The organism is Pseudalkalibacillus hwajinpoensis (genome assembly GCF_039851965.1).
Taxonomy (GTDB): Bacteria; Bacillota; Bacilli; order Bacillales; family Guptibacillaceae; genus Guptibacillus; species Guptibacillus hwajinpoensis_E.
Map to the genome: position 1 here is coordinate 96,638 of NZ_CP156674.1, position 21,730 is coordinate 118,367.

Sequence of the window (21,730 nt, forward strand, 5' to 3'; positions counted from 1 at the left end):
TGTCTATGCAAAATGAACATCCTCCATTAACAGCGTACTCAGAAGAACAACGACAAGCAGCGATGGTAAAGTATAAAATCATTGCGCCTTATCTTACCGACGAAAAAACATTAACTGTCATTACAGAAGAAACCGGCATTGCAAAAAGAACGCTACAATACTGGATTCGGGACTATAAACAATTTGGATTAAAAGGTTTAATTCGAAAAACGAGAAATGATGCTGGAAAAATACATTTAGAGCCGGAAATTGTCGCTTCGATTGAACAATTGATATTGAAGTACAAAAGGAATTCATTAACGTCTATTCATCGAATGACCTGTGAGCAATGTCGGAAAAAAGGCTGGCAAGAACCGAGTTATTATAAAGTGTATAAGGTATCGCAGTCCCTTTCGCCAAGCTTGAAAAAGTTAGCGCATGATGGCAAAAAAGCATACGACAATCAATATGATTTAATTCATCGAAGAGAAGCAAGCTATCCCAATGAAATTTGGCAAGCAGACCATACCCCGTTAGATATTATAGTTTTAAATGAAAAAGGAAAACCAGAAAGACCTTGGCTAACAATCATTTTAGATGATTATAGCCGAGCAATCGCTGGATACTTTTTAACTTTTGAAAACCCCTCTGCCATACATACATCTTTGGTCTTACACCAAGCAATATGGAGAAAAAGTAATCCCGATTGGCAAATATGTGGTATCCCTGAAATGTTTTATACGGACCATGGAAGTGATTTTACGTCCAACCATATGGAGCAAGTAGCAATTGATTTAAAATTTAACCTAGTCTTTTCTGCAATCGGTGTTCCAAGAGGGCGAGGGAAAATAGAAAGATTCTTTTTAACCATTAATCAATTGTTTCTCGAAGATTTACCCGGTTATTTGGGGAATCAGTCTGACGCTTCACATCTTACCCTTAAGGAGTTAGATGAAAAATTATTGAATTTCATCATATTTAACTATCACCATAGGGTTCATGGTACAACAAAAAAAGAACCGATACATGCATGGAATAATTCTGGATTTCTTCCCAATATGCCTGAGAGTTTGGAAAGTCTTGATTTATTATTACTAAATGTAGCAAAACCAAGGAAGGTTCATTCTGATGGGATTCACTTCCAAGGACTAAGATATATAGATACAAACCTAGCTGCATACGTTGGTGAAACAGTCATTATTCGTTATGATCCAAGGGGTATTGCGGAGATCCGAGTGTTCTATCAAGATAAATACTTATGTACGGCTATTTCCCCTGAAATTTCCGATTATACAGTAGATTTAAAGGATATTGTTTCAGCACGAAATAAAATACGGAACAATCTAAGGAAACAACTTGATTCTGGAAATACTGTTGCAGAAGTTGCCTTGTCAAAACAAAAAGAATTGGAGGAAAAGGGGAATAAATCAAATTCCAAAAAGTCGAAACTAAAGAGGTATTTCAATGAATAAAACACAAAAGTTTATTGAAACAAAAGAATATAAAAGATTTGCAGAGTTTTGTGATGCCTGTATCAAATATAAATATATAGGAATTTGTTATGGATTACCTGGTGTTGGAAAAACGTTATCCTCAAGATATTATTCAAATTGGGATTCCATCGAAAAACAAATAGCTTATAAAACAGCAAAGGAAGTAGGCTTAGATGCAGATGAAAAGATACTTGAAGCAAGAACAATTTTTTATACAGCTCCAGTAGTACGAGCGACTAAAATGACTGATCAGATTAGTACTATTGGATTCAGAATGAATATGGTAAGAACTATGTATAAAGTACTCACTAAAGGAGAAGAAGAAAAATATTCCGCCGACGCTTATGAAGATATCGATCTGATTATTGTCGATGAAATAGATCGACTAAAAGTACAAAATCTAGAACAACTTAGGGATATCTATGATCGAAATGACATAGCAATGATATTAATTGGAATGCCTGGGATTGAGAAGCGATTAGCTCGATATCCCCAACTCTACTCTAGAATTGGATTTGCTCATGAATTTGATAAACTTAGTAAAGATGAAACCCATCATATTTTGGAGTATAAATGGGAAGAATTAGGTCTTTCTATAAAACTAGAAGATTTTTCCGATTAAGCAATAACCAGTATCATTAAAATTACTGGAGGAAACTTTAGGCTCATACAGAGACTTTTCACTCAGATAGAAAGAATACTTGAAATTAATAATCTTGAAACCATAACAACAGAAGTTGTTGAAGCTGCACGAGACAGTTTAGTAATCGGAATCAAGTAAATTTAAAAATCTATCTTTTGAAATGAAGATAGATTTTTTACTTGTCAGATAGTGCAAAATAACACTCAATATATGTGCAAAATAAAATCAAAAGTGACACCTTGAAGACACGAAATCGAGATTTATTTATAAAGTCCTTTATTTTAGCAGCCTTTAATTTAAGTACCTTCTTTCACAATTTCATAACTATGTTATTTTTCGCAAGATACTGACCAATTAATAGCTAATAAATCTAAGTTCTCTTCTGTGATAGTTCTATTATTTCCCACACAAGCATTTTTAGCTTTTGCAAATCCGTTATAACTGGAAGCAACTCCGATAGCCAACATAACCAAAACCATTAACCCAATTATCCAATTTCTTAACCTTTTCATTTTCATTGTCTTATACCACCTAAGTAAATCTAAGTATTTATTCCTGCCCCGTCAGTTAAAAATGCTAAATTCCCGATAGTTCCTATGCTAATGCTAATGTAATAAAGGCGAGTACTCTATTGAGCAATCTCCCCCTATAATGGAAGACGCAACATCAATCGCTTTTAATCTATACGTCATTCACGCTCATTCTAAATTCTTTCTTATTTTTCTTTTATCATTAAGATTTAAAACAATCTCATAACCAAAGGCAACTATTAAACCCGACCAAAAGATTATAGCCGATGAAAAGAAATCATCTGTAAAAATTAGATTATGAGTGTAGTTCACAAATAACAATATCAAATAGGTATAAAAGCCAACTATTGCTCCCTTTTTCCAATTTATCATTTGTCTATTAGTCATAGATTTAAATAAACTCAAAGTAGTTCCTCCAGGCAAAGGTTATTCTTGAATTGCTCCTCGATACAGGAAGATCACTTTTATATATTAAACTGTACCTATCTCGCTTTAACAACACTTATCTCTTAAGCAAATCTCCAACTTTCAGGATGATTTTTTTCGTTTGTATTTTTTATATTGCATTATTGCAAATACACTAATAACTATAATGAATGAAATGATAATAGAATATCGTGAAATCATAAAAAAGAAATCCGGATATGGAATTTCCATAGCTGAAGTCATTCCATTTACATCTGTTGTAGACTTCACTCTATTTACCCCTGCAAACAATATTAGAAAGGAAATAGCCAATGAATATAAACCAGTTTTAACTAACGTCTTTTCCAAAATGAATCCCTCCATATAACGAAAAAAGCATTGTAGTGTTACAAAAGTTGCTCACTAACAATTATTTCAAAACAACTTCATTTACACAACTAAATAAAATAAGGAGCTTATCTTATTACAGAAAAGCTCCTCTTTTATCGAATAAGGGCTGTGCCTTATTATCTAGTTTGCTAGTTAACATTCCCCTGAAAAGTGTAAGCTGAAGAAGATTTCAGTAATTCCTCTACTCCTTTTTTATGGTAGGGCATTAACTCGTTAGCAGTATTAATGTCTACCCACTGTATCTCAGTAATCTCATTCTTATCTTCAAGTTGAACCTCTCCATCAATAACAGTAGCTTGAAATGTAAACATTAAACCGTGATGTTGCTGCTTTGTAAAAAATGCCTCATTAACTGCTAGAATCGGCCCTGCTTCAATTTCTAAACCAGTCTCTTCCTTTGTTTCACGAATAACTCCTTGTTCTAAGGTTTCTCCTAATTCAACTGCTCCACCTGGCAATGACCAAGTTGAATGCGCATTATTCACCATTAATACTTTTTGTTTTAATGGGTCAAAAATAAACGCATATACTACATCTACTCGTTTCATTTCTAAACCACCTTTAATTGTCTAATAAAAAATTTACTGGAAAGAGCGATTACCTAAGTATGCGGTAATCGCTCCTCGATTGTTTAGGAATTCCCTAAAAATTTTGTTTGTAATTCCTTCTCTATAACCTTCTCATCAAAGGAAACTTGATATGCTTTAGCATTAGGTCTTGAACTGACTATTTTACTAACTTCTTGCTCTATGTAATGAACAACAACACTATCATCTGTGGCAATTCCAGGTTGTATATTCCTAACATGATAAATCCTCCTGTATTTTAGTAGAATCACTTTATAGATTATGACATACGTTCTAAGTGCTGATACTCCTTGGTTTTAAACCATTTCCAAACTAGCCCAACCACCGGCAATAAACCACGATTTATTAAAATCCGTCATCAAAGAAGTAACGTTTTGACATTGTTCAAACGACATATACATCCTCCAAAAATAAAAGGTAGTCTTCTATTAAAGCTCCTCTTTAATAGAAGATCAACCAGCAGGTGCTAGCTGATTGTTAAAAATTCATTCCATCTTTAGGATGAATATAATGTTTTATTTGATTATTTCACCATCTTTATTACTAACATAAATCTTATATGAATCAACTTTAGACACGGATTTAAGTTCTTCCGACTTCAATATTTCATTTACTGTTTCCTCTATATCACTTTTTAAAGCCTCAGCATCCTTATCAGAACTTTTTATGGAAGTTTGAATGGTTATAGACTCTTGATAATCAGTAAGAATATCTCCCACTATACCATTATCTTTTAAGCCTTCCATAACTTGCAACTGTAATAGAGACATTTCCCTTCCTATATTCTCAGGGTCAACGATTTGTTCACTTTCAGGCAAATTTGGTTTTTCTTCGGAGTTGTAATTAAAACCAAAATATGCACCAAAAGCTATACAAACAATTATGACAAGACCAATTATACTCTTTTTCAAATTGAACACCTCCTATTAGAGGGTATGTCCAATTTTATGCTCTATGTTAATTTTTGTTATTCCGTTATCCTGCCCTTTTATGGAATACCAATTATTTCAAATCCGACTATAAAACTCAACAACTTATTCCATAATACAGGAAAAATTAAAACCAATAGTATGCCGAATGAGCAATAAAAAATAACACTTTTGTATATATTTGAGGACTGTAGTTAACGCTAGTCAACCCTTTTATTGAAATTGTACCATTATAAACCTCCTATTTAATTTACGATGTACATGGGAGGAATGCCAATGGCTTACTTAAGAAAAAGAGGGACTAAGTGGTCTTATCAAATTGAGTGGATTGACCCTTTATCAGGAAAAAGAAAGACAAAAACTAAGAGTGGTTTTACTAGAAAAACAGATGCAAGAATTGAAGCAGAAGAAATTGAGAAGGAATTAAGAGATGGAACTTATTTAGATGAGAATAGCATCAATTTTAGTGAATTTGCAGATGAATGGCTTACATTCTATGCGAAAAATTCTAAAGTCAGTTCCCATAGAGTTCGGTCAAAGGAAATAATTCATTTTAAAAGATATTTTTCCAAAATGAAGCTATCTGACATTACTAGAAAACAATATCAAGCACTACTCAATAGTCTTCACGAAAAGGGATATGCTCACAATACTCTCTATGGCATTCACACGACTGGACGTATGTTATTTAAAAAAGCATTGGAATATAACCTAATTAAGTTAAATCCAAGTGAATTCGCAAAAATCCCTAAGAAAATTGAAACAGTAGAAGAAATTGAACAAAATGAAGAGGTTCTAAAATTCCTAGAAAAAAATGAACTAATAGCTTTTTTAAAGACTGCCAAGGAAAAAGGCTTGGATAGAGACTATGTTATGTTTTTAACTTTGGCTTATAGTGGTATTCGTGTAGGAGAGTTAATGGCACTAAAATGGAACGACGTTAATTTTGAAAACGGGTCAATCCGAATTACTAAAACTTACTACAATCCGAGTAATAATACAAAAAACTATCAACTACTTACACCAAAAACCAAGAGATCAACTCGCACTCTCAAAATGGACAATCAGGTAATCTGTGAATTAAAAAAATACTGTATCCAACAACGGGAAATGAAATTAGCACTTGGGAATCAATATAAAGATCTGGGATTTGTTTTTGCAAAAGAGATTAATAACCCAGGTTACCCAGACTTTATAAAAACGGTTGAAAACAGGATGAGACGTCTGTTAAAGTTCAGTGGTATAGAAAAGAATGTCACCCCTCACTCTTTTAGACATACACATACCTCTCTTCTAATAGAGGCTGGAGTAGGAACCAAGGAGATCCAGCAAAGGCTAGGGCACGGGGATATCAATACGACCATGAACATTTACGCTCATATTACTAATAACATGGAACAAAAAGCATCGGAAAAGTTCAGTGAGCTAATGAAAGATGCATTATATTGAATAATATAAAGAAGTTATAGAAGCCCGAATATACAATTGGTCGGTATAGGACCGTGTATATACGGGTTTTTATTTAGTTACTTTTTCACTTATATAAATAATTATGAATAATCATTTGGTAATATTTACATAATTATAATTTAACTGAGGTCTAATTGGGTATTCATAGCAAAACTCCAGGGATTAATTTGATAGAAAATCTACAAATGTTAGGAGAAGTGCTGGGTTATTATGTAAATTCGGAATATCCGGTGGAAAAAGGAATAACTAAAGAAGCAATTGATGTGGCTTGGTTTTTAGAAAAAGGGCATAAATTTCCCTTGATGATTCTAGAAATTGAAAGTATTGCAACAAACGCTTCTGCTGCCAATGCTTGGTAGAGTACGAAATTTGAAAAACCCCTCTTCTTCTTTCATATATATATTAATTCAGTCAAAAATTCGGCCGTTATTGAAAACTTTAAAAGGCAATATGGAACGAATAATTATAGAGTATTATACCAACTCAAAAAAGGAGAAAAATTAAACTTAGTTAAAGACATCCTTTCTCAACAATCGGAGAATTCATTCTACTATAGATTTATATGAATTCCTAAGTGCATTGAAAAGTGCCTCCTTCTGGGATGATGTGGATATTCCATTATTACTTCAACATTTAGAAGACAATAACTTCAATCTTACTACCGGAGATTTTTTATCTACTTATGCAACATTAGGATTATATATAAAGAATTTAATTATGAGTTTCTTCGGTACTTAAAGAGTAATGGGATTGATTCTTTAAATAATAAAAAGGGACAGTTTCCAAACGAAATTTTTAATAACTACATTGAAGCAATTTATATAGGATTACTTTCAAATTATGATTGTAATAATACTGCTAAAAATTATTTGAATTATTAATAAAATGGCAAGAGGACACATCATATATGAATCAAATTGGTCCCTAATTTGGCTTAAATCAAGCTTATGATCGATTTATTTTAGGTGCTTCAGGTCTGCAGTGGGAGAGGCTTCTGAGATTTTAGACGTAATTTTTGAGAGAACCAGTCAAAATCCAGTCAATATTTAATTAAAGGGGTTCAACCCCCTGTACATCAAGAGATTCGAGGCCAGCTTACATCATTCACGTTATCACACCATCTCATTCTTCCACGTATGGAATGGTTAATGGTCCTAACGGTAATACAGCGACCGACATGTTTTCTCCATATTTTTTCTTTAACTCATCCAGTTGTTTTTCAATGTTAGATATCGGTTTTAGCATAGCTCCCTTAACCTGCTCATCTGTTAGCTTAGAATACACATAAACGTCTGCCCACACCTGAATTACCGCTTGTTTCTGTACTTGCCATTGATCAAACATCTTAAATTCCGGGTTGTTGATCATATCAAGCAGTGCCTGAGGACTATCCGCCATTTCAAATATTTTCGAGTAGTTTCCATGACTCGGAAGTCCATCTGAGCATTCGGAAGCGACCAGGATCGCCCCACCCTTCTTCACAATCTTGTGAGCAGCACTCATTCCTTTTACTGCTTGATACAAGTTCTGATCTAACGGATATCCAGAGTTAGATGTAATAACCACATCAAATCGCTCATTGCATTTAATCATTGCATGTTCTTTTGCAAATTCGCACCCTTTATCGTGCGCTTCGTAAAGCTCGCCTGCGAATACTGCCGTAATTTCTTTTTCTCTGTTTAGGGTTACATTTAACATGAAATCAGGCTTACACATGCCGTTAATTTCTCGAGTCATCTCCTGTACAGGGTTGTTCTCCATATTTCCCCATGTTGCGAGAGGATCACCGATCATTCTTGCATTATGGAATGTCATGATGGTTTCAATACCAGCAATTCCTGGCATGATTCCTTTGGGCCCACCAGAAAATCCTGCGAAAAAATGCGGTTCAATGAAGCCTGTTACAATTTTAAAATTCGCTTCCACGTAATCTTTGTTTAAATACACATCACAGCCAAATTTGCTTTCACCGAGGTTTACAAGAGAATCTTTATCATGGCACTGGTTGTTCACGATTCGGATGTTATCAACGACCCATTCTCCAAGCATTTGAATAAATTCTTCACGTGTCTGATCACGGTGTGTTCCTGTTCCGTTTATAATCACAAAGTTTTCTAGTGGCACATGGTTCAACTCTTCAATAAGTAAAGGGATTAAGATGTGGTTTGGTGTAGGTCTTGTAATATCGCTAATTGCAATTGCAACTGTATCCGTTGCTTTTACCACTTCTTTTAAAGGTGATGTTCCAATTGGATTTTGAAGCGCTTCCTTAATAGAACGGTTTGTCTCTGGTAACCCTTCAAGGTTATTGGGCTCTACCATGAACGAATTATCAGGTATATTAATTGAAAGACCATCTTTTCCGTATAGCAATGTTGTTTCCATAGTAACTCCCTCCCATTTCATCTAATTCTACATTACTGTTACCCTATTTTTTCTACATCTCTATTAAAACATAAAATGGAAAAGGACTGACTCAAAATAATTGAGTTAATCCAAGTCGGACTCAGGCAGATTGGGCGTTTTTGTCGTTTTTTTCTTGCTTTTTACCTTTATTCGTCTCAAGTTTGCCGTCGATCCCTTTGCTTCTCTGGTAACGATCCACCAAAATAACCGCAATTGGACAAAGGATAGCTGTTGTAAGGGTTGCGATAGAGATCTGTGCCGTCGCAACAGCAGCAATTGCTTCAAACGATGCTGCTTCGGAAGCAGACATCATTCCTGATCCAGCAGCTACTGCAGCGGCTGCGGCTATAGCGGCTGGTGTCGCAGCAGCGTTTCCAGCTGTAGAAGCTTCAGAAACGGGAGCGATATAGCTTTTTTCTTTAAACAATTTGAAAATAAGTATACCAGCCCCGCCTGTTAGAACAGTCGTAAGAATACCGATTGTTAACCCAGCCGCAACAACATCTGGATTAAAGAAGCTTGCAAGGTTCATACCGGCTCCGAGCGCAAATGCAAAGAATGGTACTGGTAAAATTTCACCTGGCTTAAGAAACTCTCTTATTTCAGGGTCAAGGTTTCCAAGGATCATACCGATTGCGATCGGAAGTAGAACCGCGATAAAGGCAATAACAGGAAAGCTTGAACCGAGTAGTCCTAACGCAAGTAATGTTAAAAATGGTCCGTCATTAAGAGAAAGTATGGCTACTGCTCCAACATCTGATCGGTTTCCGTATTGACTAGTTAACGCGGCATACATGCCACCGTTTCCATTTGTCATCCCTGCTATGATCGCAAGTGTCGATAATCCAAACAAGCCTGACATTGGATCAAAGAAATACCCGAAAAGAATACCAACCGATAAACCTGTTAAGTATTTACTGACGATCAACAATGACCCTTTCTTAAGTGCTGCACCACCGATTCTCAAATTCATCTGACTACCTGCTGAAAAGAGGAAAAGTGCAATTAAAACCAATGCTCCGTTTTTAAACAAAGCTTCTGAGAAGCCACCAATTCTTAACAACTCATAATAGCCTTCTGATGTAGGTGCGACACCCAGTGTTTTCAAAAAGTTCATAACAACTGGAAGATGCATTTGATCAATGGTGTTAAAGAGTGCACCAAACATAAGTGGAACTACCATTAAACCGCCAGGAACTTTTTCAATCGTCTGTTTAATCTTCATAAAACAAGACCCCCTTGTTTGTTATAAACGCGATTATGAAAATAAGATCTTATAACCTGTTCTGTACTCCTTTCCAAAAGTTGAGGAGCATATTCCATCGCCTCATTTAGAGACATAGGCTGATTTATAATGCTATTGACGCTCACCACACCAAATTGATACAAAACCTCAATTCCAGTTCCGACAGACCCTGCCATTACGATAGTTGGGATATTCAGTGTATTAGCTGCCTGTGCCACACCCATTGGAGTTTTTCCAGAAGCGGTTTGAAAATCAACTTGGCCTTCGCCTGTAATTACAAGGTTAGCTTTGGAAAGTGATTCATACAGTCCAGTAAACTCAATTACTACGTCAATACCACGTTTCATTTTCGAAGGAAAAAAGGCTTGAAACGCACCTCCAATCCCTCCTGCTGCACCAGCACCTGGTTTGTCGTGAAGATGTACACCAGTTACCTTTTCTACTTCATCTGCCCAGTTCATCATACTGTTATCTAATCTCTTCACCATCTCTTTTGTCGCGCCTTTCTGGGGTGCAAAAACATGAGAAGCACCCTCAAGGCCTATGAGAGGGTTTTGTACATCTGAAGCAATGAGAAACGTGCTGTGTTTTATACGTTCATCAAATCCACTTACATCAATTGAGGTGATTTTATTTAGTTCTCCACCACCAAAACCAACTTCATTTTCCTTTTCGTCAAGAAGTCTAATTCCTAGCGCTTGAAGCATACCTGCCCCACCGTCATTTGTTGCTGAACCTCCAATAGCAAGAATGAAAGACGTAAACCCATCATCAAGAGCTTGTTTAATAAGTTCTCCGGTACCAAAGGTGGTAGTAACTAAAGGGTTTAGTTCTTCATTTGGAACTAGTCCCAATCCTGATGCACTAGCCATTTCAATAACACAGGTTTTGTTGTCTCCAAGTATTCCGTATTCGGAAAGAACACTGTTACCAAGTGGGGCCGTTACAGCCGTTTTCTTTTTTGACCCCCCCGTTGCTGCTACGAGAGTTTCTAGTGTCCCTTCTCCTCCGTCTGCTATTGGTAGAAGAACAGTTTCAGTTTCAGGTATTGCTTTCTTAATGCCTCGATCAATTGCCTCTGCTGCTTCCATAGCACTTAAACTGCCTTTAAATGAATCTGGAGCTATTACAATTTTCAACATATCACCTCTTATAGAAAGCGCTTTCAATTCGTTGTCTATTATTATAAGCTTCTTGACTGTGAATTTCTTTATGTATATTGTATAAAAAAGATACTGATTTTTTTGAAATTTTAGTAAGTATTAGCTAAATTAATAGGAGGAACAGTAAATGCTTACTCGAGAGATTGCGAAAACAATCGTAATTGAAACTTCATTACGTCTAAATCGGAATGTGAATATCATGAATCACCATGGAGTGATTATTGCTTCAGGGAACACTACAAGAATCGACCATATTCATGAAGGAGCACTGGAAGTTCTAAAGCAACAAGAGCCATTAAAAATTTTCCCTAATGAAGATGGCAAGTGGAGAGGTTCTCAGCCTGGATTAAATTTACCAATTTCTTTTCAAGACCAAATTGTGGGAGTTATTGGCATAACGGGCAATCCTGATGATATGGAAGACGTTGGTGGAGTGGTTAAAATGGCAACAGAGCTTATGATTAAACAAGAATACATCGCCTCCCAAATGGAATGGAAGCAACGAACAAAAGAAATGGTTATTGAAGAACTGATAAAGGCAGATCCCTCTTTCGAACATGTAAATCGGGGTTTGAATTTACTAGGAATTACTTTAAGTCCACCATATATTACCTATATCATTCAAATGACTGAGCGGCGTATTTCTAACACCGCATTGATAAAGAAAATTGAACAAATACTTGGCGAAAAGGATCCACTTGTAGGCTTTATTAATGTTAATCGCTTGTGTATTACTTGTTATGGAATTACCGAATCTGAATCTGAAATACAGCTCGAGAAACTTTACTATGAACTTAAAAAATTGCCCCTTAGTTTCAGACTTTCTTATAGTATTCCTTTTCAGATAATCGAAAGATTTAGCCAATCTTATAAAGATTGTGATCTTGCACTTGAAATTAGCGATAAAGATCAAGAAATCATATCATTTGCTGACATAGAAGCGAAAGCTTTACTCTATCAAATTAAGCCCAATATTGCAGAAAGGTTTTCAGAGAGAATTATCAATAACTCGATTTTAAAGTATACAGAGACAATAGAATGTTTCTTTAAGAAAAATCTTAAAATCCAACAAACTGCTGATGAGATGTATATCCACCGTAATACCTTAATTTATCGGTTAAATAAAATAAAAGAAGAAACCGGATACGATCCTAAATGCTTCAGAGATGCATTAACTCTCCAATTTGCAATATGGATCTCTCATAAAAATAAAGTCGAAACTTGATTTTAATTAAAGATAACCCCCAATTTCTGGGGGTTATTTCTTGTTAAATCAAATCGTCTTTTACGGCATTAGTAAATTGTTCAATTGCTTGGTTATCTATCCCCTGTCCTGCATTTGACTGGCCTTTAGTTTGTTGATTGTTCATCGCGCCCATTACATTCTGAGAAAGTTGTTGGAACGTATCATTTCCATTACCGTTTCGAATTCGATTAGTTAAACCATAAGCTGCTGCTCCGCCTAATGCGCTTAATGCGACCATTGTTGCCGTTCTACCTCTACCTTGATTGGTTCGTTTTTTATTATTCACGTGAGCTCACTTCCTTATTAAGAATTTAAAACATTTGTTTCTAAACCACTTGTAGAAACACGTGTTAGTTTAAGTAACCTGAGATTTAATATACTGGTGCCTTTTACCTGGTTGATATAAAAATTACCAATATGGAACTTGAGCAGTTAGTGAGTAAAAAATAAATCACAGTAAATATTAATAAACGCTATACAAAATCAAAATGGAGGTTATCTCATGAAAAAGAAATTAATGCTCTTTACCATGTCTCTTGCACTTTCAGTCAGCATGCTATCGGCTTGTGCAGGTGGAAACAACGGTAACAATGACATGAATGAGCAACCTGAGGATGTTAGGTATGAACCGACTCGCAATGATGAGAACATTGACATGAACAATAATAATAGAGGTCCAGATGTTGATACTGATCCTCGCAATACAAGGCAACCTAATGAGCCTGATACACCTTTCAACATGGATGAAGAACAGCCAGATCCAGATGAAGAACCATCAGAAGAAAGACGCGGTAGGTAAATCTATACGTTTGATATGGATAAAAGCAGCTCCTTAATAGAAGCTGCTTTTATCATATGGATTATTAGCTTCCATCTCCTTTGAGCTTTTATTATCAACATGTTAGACAGGATAGTTTTGCACTTCGTTTCGTTTATTTTCTCCTATAAATTTCAAGGAAGCATCATTAAACTCCCGAGGCTTTTCAAGATTACAGACATGGCCGCATTTTTCGAGAATAAGCCTTTCAGAGCTTTGATCTTTCTTTGTATCCTCAAGAATCGCTTTGACGAATAAATGATCTTCGGCACCTGATATGTAAAGTTTAGGTACGTTCTTACTATTTTTTTGAACATCAACGTATGTCGTTCGAACATGTTGAACTAAATCCACCCAGGGTAAAATCCGACTTTTGTCTATCTTTTGGGCTTCCCTAACGAAGAAATCACGTGAGATCTTATGGTTGTTTCTTGGCATTATAATATGAGCAAGCACTTTATATAACAACATGTGAGGTATCACATTTTTTAAAAGGTTGCTTGCAAAAAGCAAAAATGCGGAGAAGGCATTGTAACGAGTGATGCATCCCCCGAGTACAGCACTAATGGCACGTTCAGGGTTCCTTTGTAGGAAATCATGGACGACAATGGCCCCAACTGATATTCCTACAAAGTGAGCGCGCTTAATGTTTAGGGTATCTAGAGTGTCAAGTATTTCATTATTAATGATGGCAAAAGAAAAAGGTTGAGTATAGCTTGTTGGGCACGGTGAGTTCCCATGTCCGGGCAAGTTAATAGCTAATACATCAAAGTGCTTTTTATAAGCATCCATTTGTTTATGAAACATCGTCGTATTGCCACCTAACCCATGCAATAAAACGATGGTTTCTTTATTATATTTGTGGTGATACTGGTAATCTAACATCTCTGTCTCCTCTCTGTTGCGAACATAGACCTCTAGTATACGTGTAATGCCGTTCTTTTGTCATACACTATTTATGACAGCCCATAACCGCATTTCACCATATCATATATCTTCGTTAAGTATTTAAAATAATGACTAAACACTCATCAATGTTTTGTGTATCCAAATCGCTGCGAGGGATCCATCTCCCATAGCTGCTGTTACGAGCTCTGAATGAGCGACGGTATCTCCAGCTGCCCATACATTCTTTACGCTCGTCATTTTCGTTTTGGGATCAACATATAAATGGTTATTTTTAAGTGATTGGGCACCAAGCTGTAAGGCTAACTCCGAGCGAACATGATTACCTCCAAAAGCAACAAAACTCTTTTCACCTAGTATTTTTCTACCATCGGTTGTTTCCACTCCATAAAATTCCCCGTCTTCATGTAGAACCTGTTTAATCTCAGATGTATCGACTAAAATATTATTTTCTTGAAGTCTTTGTAGCCATTTAGAAGAGAGATCTTTCCCATTATGATTAATATACGTGATATCTGAACTCCAGAATAGAAGGGTTAAAGCCATAGATGCACCGACATCTCCGCTCCCCATAACAACTGTTTTTTGATTTGAGATTTCATATCCATCACAATCCGGACAAACGTAAATAGAGAGACCAAGACATGGCCTAATACCAGGAATTTTAGGGATATTATCTTTCACTCCTGTAGCAAGTAAAATTGTTTTGGCTTGAAATGTTTTATTCTTAAAGGTGTTAACTTTAAAACCATCTTCGATTTTATGTAGGTGTGTAACGGTGTCTTGAAAGAATTCTACTCCGTATTGTTTTGCTTGCTGAACACCAGCCGCACGTAAACTCTGCCCACTTATCCCGTTAGGAAATCCAAGGATGTTTTTGTAGTTTCTGCAAAGTGTGGAACGCCCATCACCCGAATCGATCGTCAGTATAGTTCTTTTGTATCTTCCTAGTTGGATCGCAGCCTGAAGTCCAGCAATTCCCCCACCAATAATAATACAATCGTACCTCATCTCTTGTCCCTCTTTCTTCTTTACTTTTCTTCTTTACTTTTCCTCTATTATCAAAATTCGATACCTTTTATGTGAAGATCGATAACGAATATAACTATTTCATAAAAATAGAGACTCACATATAGTGGCTAAACCTACTGCTTTATCTGGCTAGGTCCAACTAGTGCCCTAACGACAAATACTTATACAATAAAAAAATAGCTGCCACATATTATCGTGGCAGCTATTTAGTATTGGAGTCTAATCATAATTAAACGCAATAAATGCTAACTAGTTCTTCCACTTATAACCGACACCCCAGATGGTTTTTAGGTAATCGTCGATGGGAAATCCTGTTTGCCTACATTTTTCACGCAAATTGCGAATATGTGAATCAATGGTTCTTCCCTCAGTATTGGATTCAAATCCCCATATTAATTGGATTAGGTGCTCTCGACTGAATACTCTTTCAGGATTTTTCATAAAGAGTCCTTGAAGCTTAAACTCTAGTGGTGTCATGGAAATGACCTGGTTTTTATAAGTTACCAGATGTTTCTCACTGTCCCACATCAGTCCCTTAACATTGAGGAAGCTACCATTGGTTTGGTGCAGTCGACGTGAAACAGCTTCTATTCTAGCGAGGAGCACTTGCTCTTCAAACGGCTTAGTCATATAGTCATCGGCACCTAATTTTAACCCTTTCACAATATCTTCAACTTGTTCTCTTGCTGTCAGCATAATGATGGGTACATCTGAAAGTTTGCGGATTTCCTTACATGTTACCCAACCATCCATTTCCGGCATCATAATATCTAATAAAACAAGATCAATTTTGTTTTCCTGTAAGAGTTGAAGCGCTTCTTCTCCAGTGTATGCTTTCGATATTGTATACCCATGCGGTTTTAAATAGAGGGAAATTAAATCTACCATTCGTTCTTCGTCATCAACGATTAGGATGTGCGGCATTTTAATCATCTCCTGGTAAAACAATTTTTATCGTTGTCCCTTTTCCTTCATGACTTAATGCTGAAATACTTCCCCCATGATTTTCGATAATTTCTCTAGCAATCGCAAGTCCTAACCCTGAACCGCCGTATTTCCGGGATCGGGACTTATCTACTCTGTAAAGACGATCAAAGATATAAGGAAGGTCTTTCTCTGGTATCCCTTCTCCTTCATCGATTACACTCACCTCTACCGTAGAATTATTCACAGAGGTATCAATTAGAACGGTATTTCCTTCCTTTGTGTAATGAAGAGCATTATCAAGAAGATTGAGTAGTACCTGGGAAATTCGTCCAGGATCCAGGGTTATGTGAATGTCTTTCTGACAGGAAATGAGAAGGTATATTCCTTTATTTTCAAAAGCTGGGGTTACCTTCTCTCTTACTTGTCTAATAAGGGTACATAAATCAATTTTTTCTCGTTCAATTACAAAACCTTTTTGATCCATCTTTGCTATATCGAATAAATCTTTCACAAGGGCTGTTAAGTTTTCTGATTCTTCTTTGATAATGGATAGATAAGTGTTCCTTTCTTTTGGAGAGAGGTTTTCCCGTTTAGTAATATCGGCATATCCACTTAAGTAGGTTAATGGTGTTCTCAACTCATGAGCGATGCTTGCAAGGAAATCACTTCGCTCGTTCTTTAATCGAAGCAAGTCATCTGATAAGCTCTGAATGGCTCTCGCCAATTCGCCTAGTTCGTCATTACGGTCTTCTTTTAAAAATACATCATGTTCTCCTAAGCTCATTTTCTGTGTGGCTTCTTTCATATGGATTAGTGGTTCCGTTATGAAGCGCGATAAATAAATGATGGTTATAACAGTAAGGAATAAGGCCAGACCGCTTACAATTAGAAATTGTGATGTTAAATGGTCTCGTACATCTCTAATTCCCTGAGTGTTTAGAATCATATAAACATAACCAATCACTTGATTATTCTTCATAATTGGTGACCCTGTTGCAACGATTGGTTCCCTCATCCAATTACCCTCAATAATTGCCCCTTCAAATGGGATGGTATTAGAAGATTTAATTGTTTGTTGAACAGCAGATGTTAGCTCATTGGAATGGACTAGAATGTTATTCTCTTGATCTGTGATGACAACTTCCGTTTCTGCTTCTGATTCCATCAAAGCAACGTGCTCTCTTGTATCGGAATCGAAGTGCTTCTCAAGAACGTCTCTATGGCTATTCCCACGTGCTAGCAAAGCGTCGGTTTCGGCCTTAGTCCGTTCGTTAAGAAAACCAAAATAAAGCACAACAAATAAAATCCCTTCAAGAAACAATATACTTATGAGGAACAACAGCCCTAACTTTGTTGCGAGTTTGTTTTTCCTTCTAAATGTCATTTTGAGCTCCTTTAACAACAGCTATTCTATCAGTATTATATCGAGAAACTGTGCATCATGTCTCATAAGTTTTATTTGAGAATTTTATAGCTTTAAGCTATTAAGATTTTTGTATACACAAAGAAACCTGCTTGGTTATAAGCAGGTTCATTTCGTTATGTTCTTAGACTAAGATGATGAATTCTTACATTTGTCTATACACTTGAAGCAGGCAACAGCACAATCCTTTCAATTTGGAGGCTCGTTTTTCTACATTCATTTCATGTCGCCTCGCAAATGGAAGCACTTACTTCTGCGAGTTGAGATGCAAATGGAGTGTCCTGCGAGAGGAAATATTCTGAAGGGGTTCAGGTGAATAAGTAAATAGTATGTACCGTTTACTTTACAACTTGCCCCTGCTCAACAAGTATATTCCAAGTTTCACCAGAATCGGTTGTTCGATAGATTGTTTCATTAATCGTGTGAAAAACAATCTCTTTCTCGTCTTGCGGGTTGATAGCTAAATAATCAATCGTTTCTACTTCGTTCTCGGGCATTAAGATTTCCTTTTCTTCACCATTACTTAGATCCTGAATGACTAGCTGATTATTAGGAGATTGCTCGGCATAAATAAGTTTATCTTCAAGAAATACAACTGTACTAATTCCGATTTCTTCTGTTACTCGCTCAAATGAATTACCTTGATCATTTGAGACATATAAACCCATTGGGGATGTAATGGCCAGCACATTTGAATTACGTGGGTGGGTATAAATTCCACCTACCTGATCCGGCGTCCCATTTAGCTGAACTTTTTTCCATTCTTTTGCGTCTTCACTATAGTAAACACCCATATCCATTTTGCTATTCTTCTGTTGATTCACAGCATAGATCGCATGAGTTTCATAGCCTATTGCTAGATAATGAAAATCCGACTCCCCCTGGAACCCGAGTTCTTGTAATGTTTTTCCTCTATCAGAACTTTTAATTAATCCAAGTGGATTAGGGAGGTCGGAACCTTTGCCTGGATGTCCACTACTATAAAATCCATCAGATACTGCAGTAAAACCCATGTAATCATTTTTATTTGCTGTGGCTTCGTACCAGGAATTATTATGATAAACAATTGGACCGTTATGGGTCGCAATGAAGAGCTCATTTCGATTGCCAGGATATCCGATCCCATGCACATGCTCGATTTGTTTATCCTCCAACATTTTATATAAGCTAGATTCTTGTAAAGAGACGAGCTCGGTAACTCCCTCTTCCTTTTCGACAACCTCTTGGTTATTTTCAGACGGTGCTTCTTTATCATACTGACAACCCGCAGTAACAAGTAAAATCGTTGTTCCAAGAACACTAATCCATTCTTTATTCACCATACTTCATCCTTTTCAACTTTTTAGGTTCAATCCTTTCATATTTTATCAAAAAAGTATGGAGGAATTGTGCACGTTTTATATGCTCAACCTTATCACCAACGATCATTCTTCATGGAAAACGTATATAAAAATCACCAAAAAACCTGCTTATACAGTATAAGCAGGTTTATTATATAGAAAATTGATTTGCTCTTTTATTATGAGGCTAACTTCTTGCATTCCTCCGCGCATTTAAAGCAAGCTTCTGCACACTGCTGGCAGTGTTGATGATCATGCTTCTTACATTCATTACCACATGCTTCGCAAATCGTTGCACATACTTCTGCAAGTTGAGATGCAAAAGGTGTCCCTCTAACAAGAGCTTGTTCTAAGTAACCACAAATATCGGCGCACTCTCTGTCCAGTCGGATGCAATCAGCCATCATTTTTACATCATCTTCTTTTAAACAAGAATCATAACAGTGATTGCAAGCGGTCATACACTCATGAAGCGTCTCAATTACGGAACCATATTTTTCATGTGACATTTTACATTCCTCCTCTAAATTTGTTTGCACTTTATTATTAGCCTGAAAATTAGATGTTAAACTTAATTTTCAATTAAATTCCTTTAAAAGGGAATTTCATTAATTCTGCACAAATTCTCCATATTTCAGGGGAATATATAATTGACTTGATTGGAATCACTTAATATTTGTCAAATTAAAAAAGCCATTCTCACTCTAGCAGCCTGGTTAGCCTTGAAACTTAATACAGGTTTTTGATCATAATAAATAGCATACTTAGGGATTCAGACTATTTTGTAAAAAGCTCATCTTCTGTCACCCATTTGTGGTTTGATACTTTTTCACCACCAGTTGTCGGCGTATAATCAATCATGTATACAGTTGTTTCATTAGCAGAATCAATGGTCGCCTTCGCGCCCTCCATGCCCTTCATATGAGAGGCATTTAACGTGACTTCACTACCGGATTCAAACTGTTCGTTACTAGTCTTTTCGATTTCTTCATGTATGACCCATTTATGATCCTCTACTCTTTCTCCTCCGTTTGTCGGAGTGTAGGAAACTACGTAGGCTGTCGTTTTATATGCGCCTTTTATTGTTGCTTCAGCACCCTCCATTCCACTCATGTGCTCAGATTCAATAATTGCTTGACTACCAATCTCATAAGTCGGGTTCATTGCTTCTTCTAAATTCTCAGGAACTTTCCCTGAACCCGAATGATCCATGTGATCCATGTCGTCTTTGGAACTTAATTCCATATTTGATTGTTCCTCGCTATTTTCCTGCTTGGAATTCTCGCTGTCATTTCCGCACCCCACCAGTATGAATGCAAAAGTAAGGAATGGGATGCCGAGCATCATCATTTTATTTTTCATAAATATCCTCCTTTAATTTTCTGTTTCATAGTGTAAGCTATGATGCGGAATCAACATTACACCCAAATCATGGATTTATTGTGCAGGAAAGTCAATTTCTCAATATTAATAACATATTCAATTAAAAAAGCAGCGTATCCCCCTTCTAATTGGGATACGCTGCTTATCAAAATTACTTCTCGGGTGGTTCTCCAATAACACGAACCTCTCGCTCGAGTTCAACATCAAATTTCTCTTTCACTGTACGCTGCACGTGATGGATGACATCTAAGTAATCGGTTGCTGTCGCATTGTCGATGTTAACGATAAATCCTGCATGTTTTTTAGATACTTCTGCCCCGCCGATTCGCGTTCCTTGAAGTTTTGAGTCCTGAATTAATTTACCAGCAAAGAGACCTGGAGGGCGTTTGAAGACACTTCCGCATGATGGGTATTCCAGCGGTTGTTTGGTTTCACGCTTCTCAGTTAAATCGTCCATGATGGCTTTTATTTCAGCCTGATCTCCTTCTTTTAAACTAAAGGTGGCTTCAAGAACAAGAAGACCCGATTCTTCTACATTACTGTGACGATAGGATAGATCGAGTTCACCTGCACCCAGATGAACCAATTCGCCTTCTTTCGTAACGGCAAGCACACTTTCAAGGCAGTCGGCAATCTCTCCACCATATGCACCGGCATTCATATAGACAGCACCGCCTACAGAGCCTGGAATGCCACATGCGAATTCAAGTCCTGTTAATTTACTGTGCAATGCAAATTCGGACACCTCGATGATCCGTGCCCCTGCTTGGGCCAACACTTTGTCCTCTGTTCTACGGATGGTGTTCAACGACGAAAGATTCAATACGATGCCCCGTATGCCACCATCCTGAATAATTACATTAGAGCCTTTTCCAAGAATCGTTAAAGGATAGTTAGCATTGTAGGCGTATTCCACCGCTGCTCTCGCATCTTCGGCCGATCGTGGAAATACGAGAACGTCAGCACGTCCACCCATTCTAGTGTAGGTATATTCATTTAAAGGCTCGTTTATTTTCAGCTCTGCTGATGGCAGAATTGTTCTTAGTTCATTTAAAACACGTTTGTTATCCATGGCTTACCTCACTTATTGAACAAGTTCTTTTTAGTAGTATTAACATTTCGCGAGTATCTAGAAGCTTCCTTTAGAGATTCTAGTCCTACTGAAATATTCAAACACAATTAAAATAATAACACAATTTGAACTTGAATATGGCCAATTTGCCAAAGGAACTGCTTGTTTTGTAAAGATTGGATGTGATTTTGATTTAAGTGAAGAGGACTTTTTATTCAAAGTCTCTATAGTAATTAATATGTAGAAAGGTGTGTTATAGTGTTCGTGCCTAAAAAGGAATAAAAAGGAGCTCCACATATAATAGGGAGGTCTCATTCTGACT

22 protein-coding genes and 1 pseudogene are annotated in these 21,730 nt (G+C 36.6%); 6 read left to right on the forward strand and 17 right to left on the reverse strand.

Annotated elements, in window-relative coordinates; genetic code table 11:
• Positions 1–5 precede the first annotated feature (5 nt).
• Together ABFG93_RS00480 and ABFG93_RS00485 are read left to right on the forward strand one after the other, a co-directional pair.
• Positions 6–1,451 (forward strand): Mu transposase C-terminal domain-containing protein, encoded by a 1,446-nt coding sequence (locus tag ABFG93_RS00480; protein ID WP_347550034.1) that lies wholly within the window; start codon positions 6–8, stop codon positions 1,449–1,451.
• Positions 1,444–2,253: pseudogene (locus ABFG93_RS00485) on the forward strand (AAA family ATPase). The gene ABFG93_RS00480 and the pseudogene ABFG93_RS00485 overlap by 8 nt, the downstream one beginning before the upstream one ends.
• Before the next feature lie 191 nt (positions 2,254–2,444).
• Here ABFG93_RS00485 and ABFG93_RS00490 read toward each other — a convergent pair.
• From ABFG93_RS00490 to ABFG93_RS00510, 5 genes are all read right to left on the reverse strand, one after another.
• Positions 2,445–2,633: a hypothetical protein gene (locus ABFG93_RS00490; protein ID WP_347550035.1), complete on the reverse strand. Its 189-nt coding sequence runs from the start codon at positions 2,631–2,633 to the stop codon at positions 2,445–2,447.
• Between the two features lie 180 nt (positions 2,634–2,813).
• Entirely contained in the window at positions 2,814–3,050 is a 237-nt protein-coding gene (locus ABFG93_RS00495; RefSeq protein WP_347550036.1) for a hypothetical protein, read from the reverse strand.
• Between the two features lie 123 nt (positions 3,051–3,173).
• Positions 3,174–3,419, reverse strand: a complete 246-nt coding sequence (locus ABFG93_RS00500; RefSeq protein WP_347550037.1) for a hypothetical protein — start codon at positions 3,417–3,419, stop codon at positions 3,174–3,176.
• 170 nt (positions 3,420–3,589) lie between these two features.
• A complete protein-coding gene (locus ABFG93_RS00505) occupies positions 3,590–4,009 on the reverse strand; it encodes an NUDIX hydrolase (RefSeq protein WP_347550038.1) in 420 nt (139 codons plus the stop codon).
• Between the two features lie 554 nt (positions 4,010–4,563).
• Entirely contained in the window at positions 4,564–4,959 is a 396-nt protein-coding gene (locus ABFG93_RS00510) for a hypothetical protein (protein WP_347550039.1), read from the reverse strand.
• A gap of 294 nt (positions 4,960–5,253) precedes the next feature.
• Here ABFG93_RS00510 and ABFG93_RS00515 point away from each other — a divergent pair, with 294 nt between their 5' ends.
• Positions 5,254–6,426 (forward strand): tyrosine-type recombinase/integrase, encoded by a 1,173-nt coding sequence (locus ABFG93_RS00515; RefSeq protein ID WP_347550040.1) that lies wholly within the window; start codon positions 5,254–5,256, stop codon positions 6,424–6,426.
• 155 nt (positions 6,427–6,581) lie between these two features.
• A complete protein-coding gene (locus tag ABFG93_RS00520) occupies positions 6,582–6,806 on the forward strand; it encodes a hypothetical protein (protein ID WP_347550041.1) in 225 nt (74 codons plus the stop codon).
• 763 nt (positions 6,807–7,569) lie between these two features.
• On the opposite strand, the gene larA is transcribed toward ABFG93_RS00520, so the two are convergent.
• The 3 genes from larA to ABFG93_RS00535 all read right to left on the reverse strand — a co-directional run bounded on the left by larA (position 7,570) and on the right by ABFG93_RS00535 (position 11,238).
• A complete protein-coding gene (gene larA, locus ABFG93_RS00525; protein ID WP_347550042.1) occupies positions 7,570–8,832 on the reverse strand; it encodes a nickel-dependent lactate racemase in 1,263 nt (420 codons plus the stop codon).
• A 121-nt stretch (positions 8,833–8,953) separates the two neighbouring features.
• Positions 8,954–10,078, reverse strand: a complete 1,125-nt coding sequence (locus ABFG93_RS00530; protein WP_347550043.1) for a 2-keto-3-deoxygluconate permease — start codon at positions 10,076–10,078, stop codon at positions 8,954–8,956.
• Complete coding sequence (locus ABFG93_RS00535) at positions 10,075–11,238, reverse strand: glycerate kinase (RefSeq protein ID WP_347552711.1); 1,164 nt, start codon at positions 11,236–11,238, stop codon at positions 10,075–10,077. The genes ABFG93_RS00530 and ABFG93_RS00535 overlap by 4 nt, the downstream gene beginning before the upstream one ends.
• Before the next feature lie 151 nt (positions 11,239–11,389).
• Between ABFG93_RS00535 and ABFG93_RS00540 the strand changes: the two genes are divergently transcribed.
• Complete coding sequence (locus tag ABFG93_RS00540; RefSeq protein WP_347550044.1) at positions 11,390–12,487, forward strand: CdaR family transcriptional regulator; 1,098 nt, start codon at positions 11,390–11,392, stop codon at positions 12,485–12,487.
• 43 nt (positions 12,488–12,530) lie between these two features.
• Here ABFG93_RS00540 and ABFG93_RS00545 read toward each other — a convergent pair whose 3' ends face one another.
• Positions 12,531–12,746 (reverse strand): hypothetical protein, encoded by a 216-nt coding sequence (locus ABFG93_RS00545; protein WP_347550045.1) that lies wholly within the window; start codon positions 12,744–12,746, stop codon positions 12,531–12,533.
• A gap of 264 nt (positions 12,747–13,010) precedes the next feature.
• Here ABFG93_RS00545 and ABFG93_RS00550 point away from each other — a divergent pair, with 264 nt between their 5' ends.
• Positions 13,011–13,307: a hypothetical protein gene (locus ABFG93_RS00550; protein ID WP_347550046.1), complete on the forward strand. Its 297-nt coding sequence runs from the start codon at positions 13,011–13,013 to the stop codon at positions 13,305–13,307.
• A 102-nt stretch (positions 13,308–13,409) separates the two neighbouring features.
• Here the strand turns inward: ABFG93_RS00550 and ABFG93_RS00555 are convergent, their stop codons facing one another.
• The 8 genes from ABFG93_RS00555 to murB form a co-directional block, all read right to left on the reverse strand.
• On the reverse strand, positions 13,410–14,210 hold the full coding sequence (locus tag ABFG93_RS00555; protein ID WP_347550047.1) for an alpha/beta fold hydrolase: 801 nt from the start codon (positions 14,208–14,210) through the stop codon (positions 13,410–13,412).
• 135 nt (positions 14,211–14,345) lie between these two features.
• Entirely contained in the window at positions 14,346–15,242 is an 897-nt protein-coding gene (locus ABFG93_RS00560; protein WP_347550048.1) for an NAD(P)/FAD-dependent oxidoreductase, read from the reverse strand.
• 270 nt (positions 15,243–15,512) lie between these two features.
• Positions 15,513–16,187 (reverse strand): response regulator transcription factor, encoded by a 675-nt coding sequence (locus ABFG93_RS00565; protein ID WP_347550049.1) that lies wholly within the window; start codon positions 16,185–16,187, stop codon positions 15,513–15,515.
• A 1-nt stretch (position 16,188) separates the two neighbouring features.
• Positions 16,189–17,574, reverse strand: a complete 1,386-nt coding sequence (locus ABFG93_RS00570) for an ATP-binding protein (RefSeq protein WP_347550050.1) — start codon at positions 17,572–17,574, stop codon at positions 16,189–16,191.
• Positions 17,575–17,951: 377 nt separating this feature from the next.
• Complete coding sequence (locus ABFG93_RS00575; protein ID WP_347550051.1) at positions 17,952–18,935, reverse strand: F510_1955 family glycosylhydrolase; 984 nt, start codon at positions 18,933–18,935, stop codon at positions 17,952–17,954.
• A 197-nt stretch (positions 18,936–19,132) separates the two neighbouring features.
• Complete coding sequence (locus ABFG93_RS00580; RefSeq protein WP_347550052.1) at positions 19,133–19,462, reverse strand: four-helix bundle copper-binding protein; 330 nt, start codon at positions 19,460–19,462, stop codon at positions 19,133–19,135.
• 268 nt (positions 19,463–19,730) lie between these two features.
• Complete coding sequence (locus ABFG93_RS00585; protein ID WP_347550053.1) at positions 19,731–20,315, reverse strand: YdhK family protein; 585 nt, start codon at positions 20,313–20,315, stop codon at positions 19,731–19,733.
• Between the two features lie 172 nt (positions 20,316–20,487).
• Positions 20,488–21,408 carry a UDP-N-acetylmuramate dehydrogenase gene (murB, locus tag ABFG93_RS00590; protein ID WP_347550054.1) on the reverse strand — a complete coding sequence of 307 codons (921 nt, stop codon included), beginning with the start codon at positions 21,406–21,408 and terminating at the stop codon, positions 20,488–20,490.
• Positions 21,409–21,730 lie beyond the last annotated feature (322 nt).

Bases quoted from the DNA above. Each gene is read 5' to 3' on its own strand.
- ABFG93_RS00480 (WP_347550034.1), top strand. From the start codon at position 6: ATGCAAAATGAACATCCTCCATTAACAGCGTACTCAGAAGAACAACGA.
- ABFG93_RS00490 (WP_347550035.1), bottom strand. From the start codon at position 2,633: ATGAAAATGAAAAGGTTAAGAAATTGGATAATTGGGTTAATGGTTTTG.
- ABFG93_RS00505 (WP_347550038.1), bottom strand. From the start codon at position 4,009: ATGAAACGAGTAGATGTAGTATATGCGTTTATTTTTGACCCATTAAAA.
- ABFG93_RS00515 (WP_347550040.1), top strand. From the start codon at position 5,254: ATGGCTTACTTAAGAAAAAGAGGGACTAAGTGGTCTTATCAAATTGAG.
- larA (WP_347550042.1), bottom strand. From the start codon at position 8,832: ATGGAAACAACATTGCTATACGGAAAAGATGGTCTTTCAATTAATATA.
- ABFG93_RS00530 (WP_347550043.1), bottom strand. From the start codon at position 10,078: ATGAAGATTAAACAGACGATTGAAAAAGTTCCTGGCGGTTTAATGGTA.
- ABFG93_RS00540 (WP_347550044.1), top strand. From the start codon at position 11,390: ATGCTTACTCGAGAGATTGCGAAAACAATCGTAATTGAAACTTCATTA.
- ABFG93_RS00545 (WP_347550045.1), bottom strand. From the start codon at position 12,746: ATGGTCGCATTAAGCGCATTAGGCGGAGCAGCAGCTTATGGTTTAACT.
- ABFG93_RS00550 (WP_347550046.1), top strand. From the start codon at position 13,011: ATGAAAAAGAAATTAATGCTCTTTACCATGTCTCTTGCACTTTCAGTC.
- ABFG93_RS00555 (WP_347550047.1), bottom strand. From the start codon at position 14,210: ATGTTAGATTACCAGTATCACCACAAATATAATAAAGAAACCATCGTT.
- ABFG93_RS00560 (WP_347550048.1), bottom strand. From the start codon at position 15,242: ATGAGGTACGATTGTATTATTATTGGTGGGGGAATTGCTGGACTTCAG.
- ABFG93_RS00565 (WP_347550049.1), bottom strand. From the start codon at position 16,187: ATGCCGCACATCCTAATCGTTGATGACGAAGAACGAATGGTAGATTTA.
- ABFG93_RS00570 (WP_347550050.1), bottom strand. From the start codon at position 17,574: ATGACATTTAGAAGGAAAAACAAACTCGCAACAAAGTTAGGGCTGTTG.
- ABFG93_RS00575 (WP_347550051.1), bottom strand. From the start codon at position 18,935: ATGGTGAATAAAGAATGGATTAGTGTTCTTGGAACAACGATTTTACTT.
- ABFG93_RS00580 (WP_347550052.1), bottom strand. From the start codon at position 19,462: ATGTCACATGAAAAATATGGTTCCGTAATTGAGACGCTTCATGAGTGT.
- ABFG93_RS00585 (WP_347550053.1), bottom strand. From the start codon at position 20,315: ATGAAAAATAAAATGATGATGCTCGGCATCCCATTCCTTACTTTTGCA.
- murB (WP_347550054.1), bottom strand. From the start codon at position 21,408: ATGGATAACAAACGTGTTTTAAATGAACTAAGAACAATTCTGCCATCA.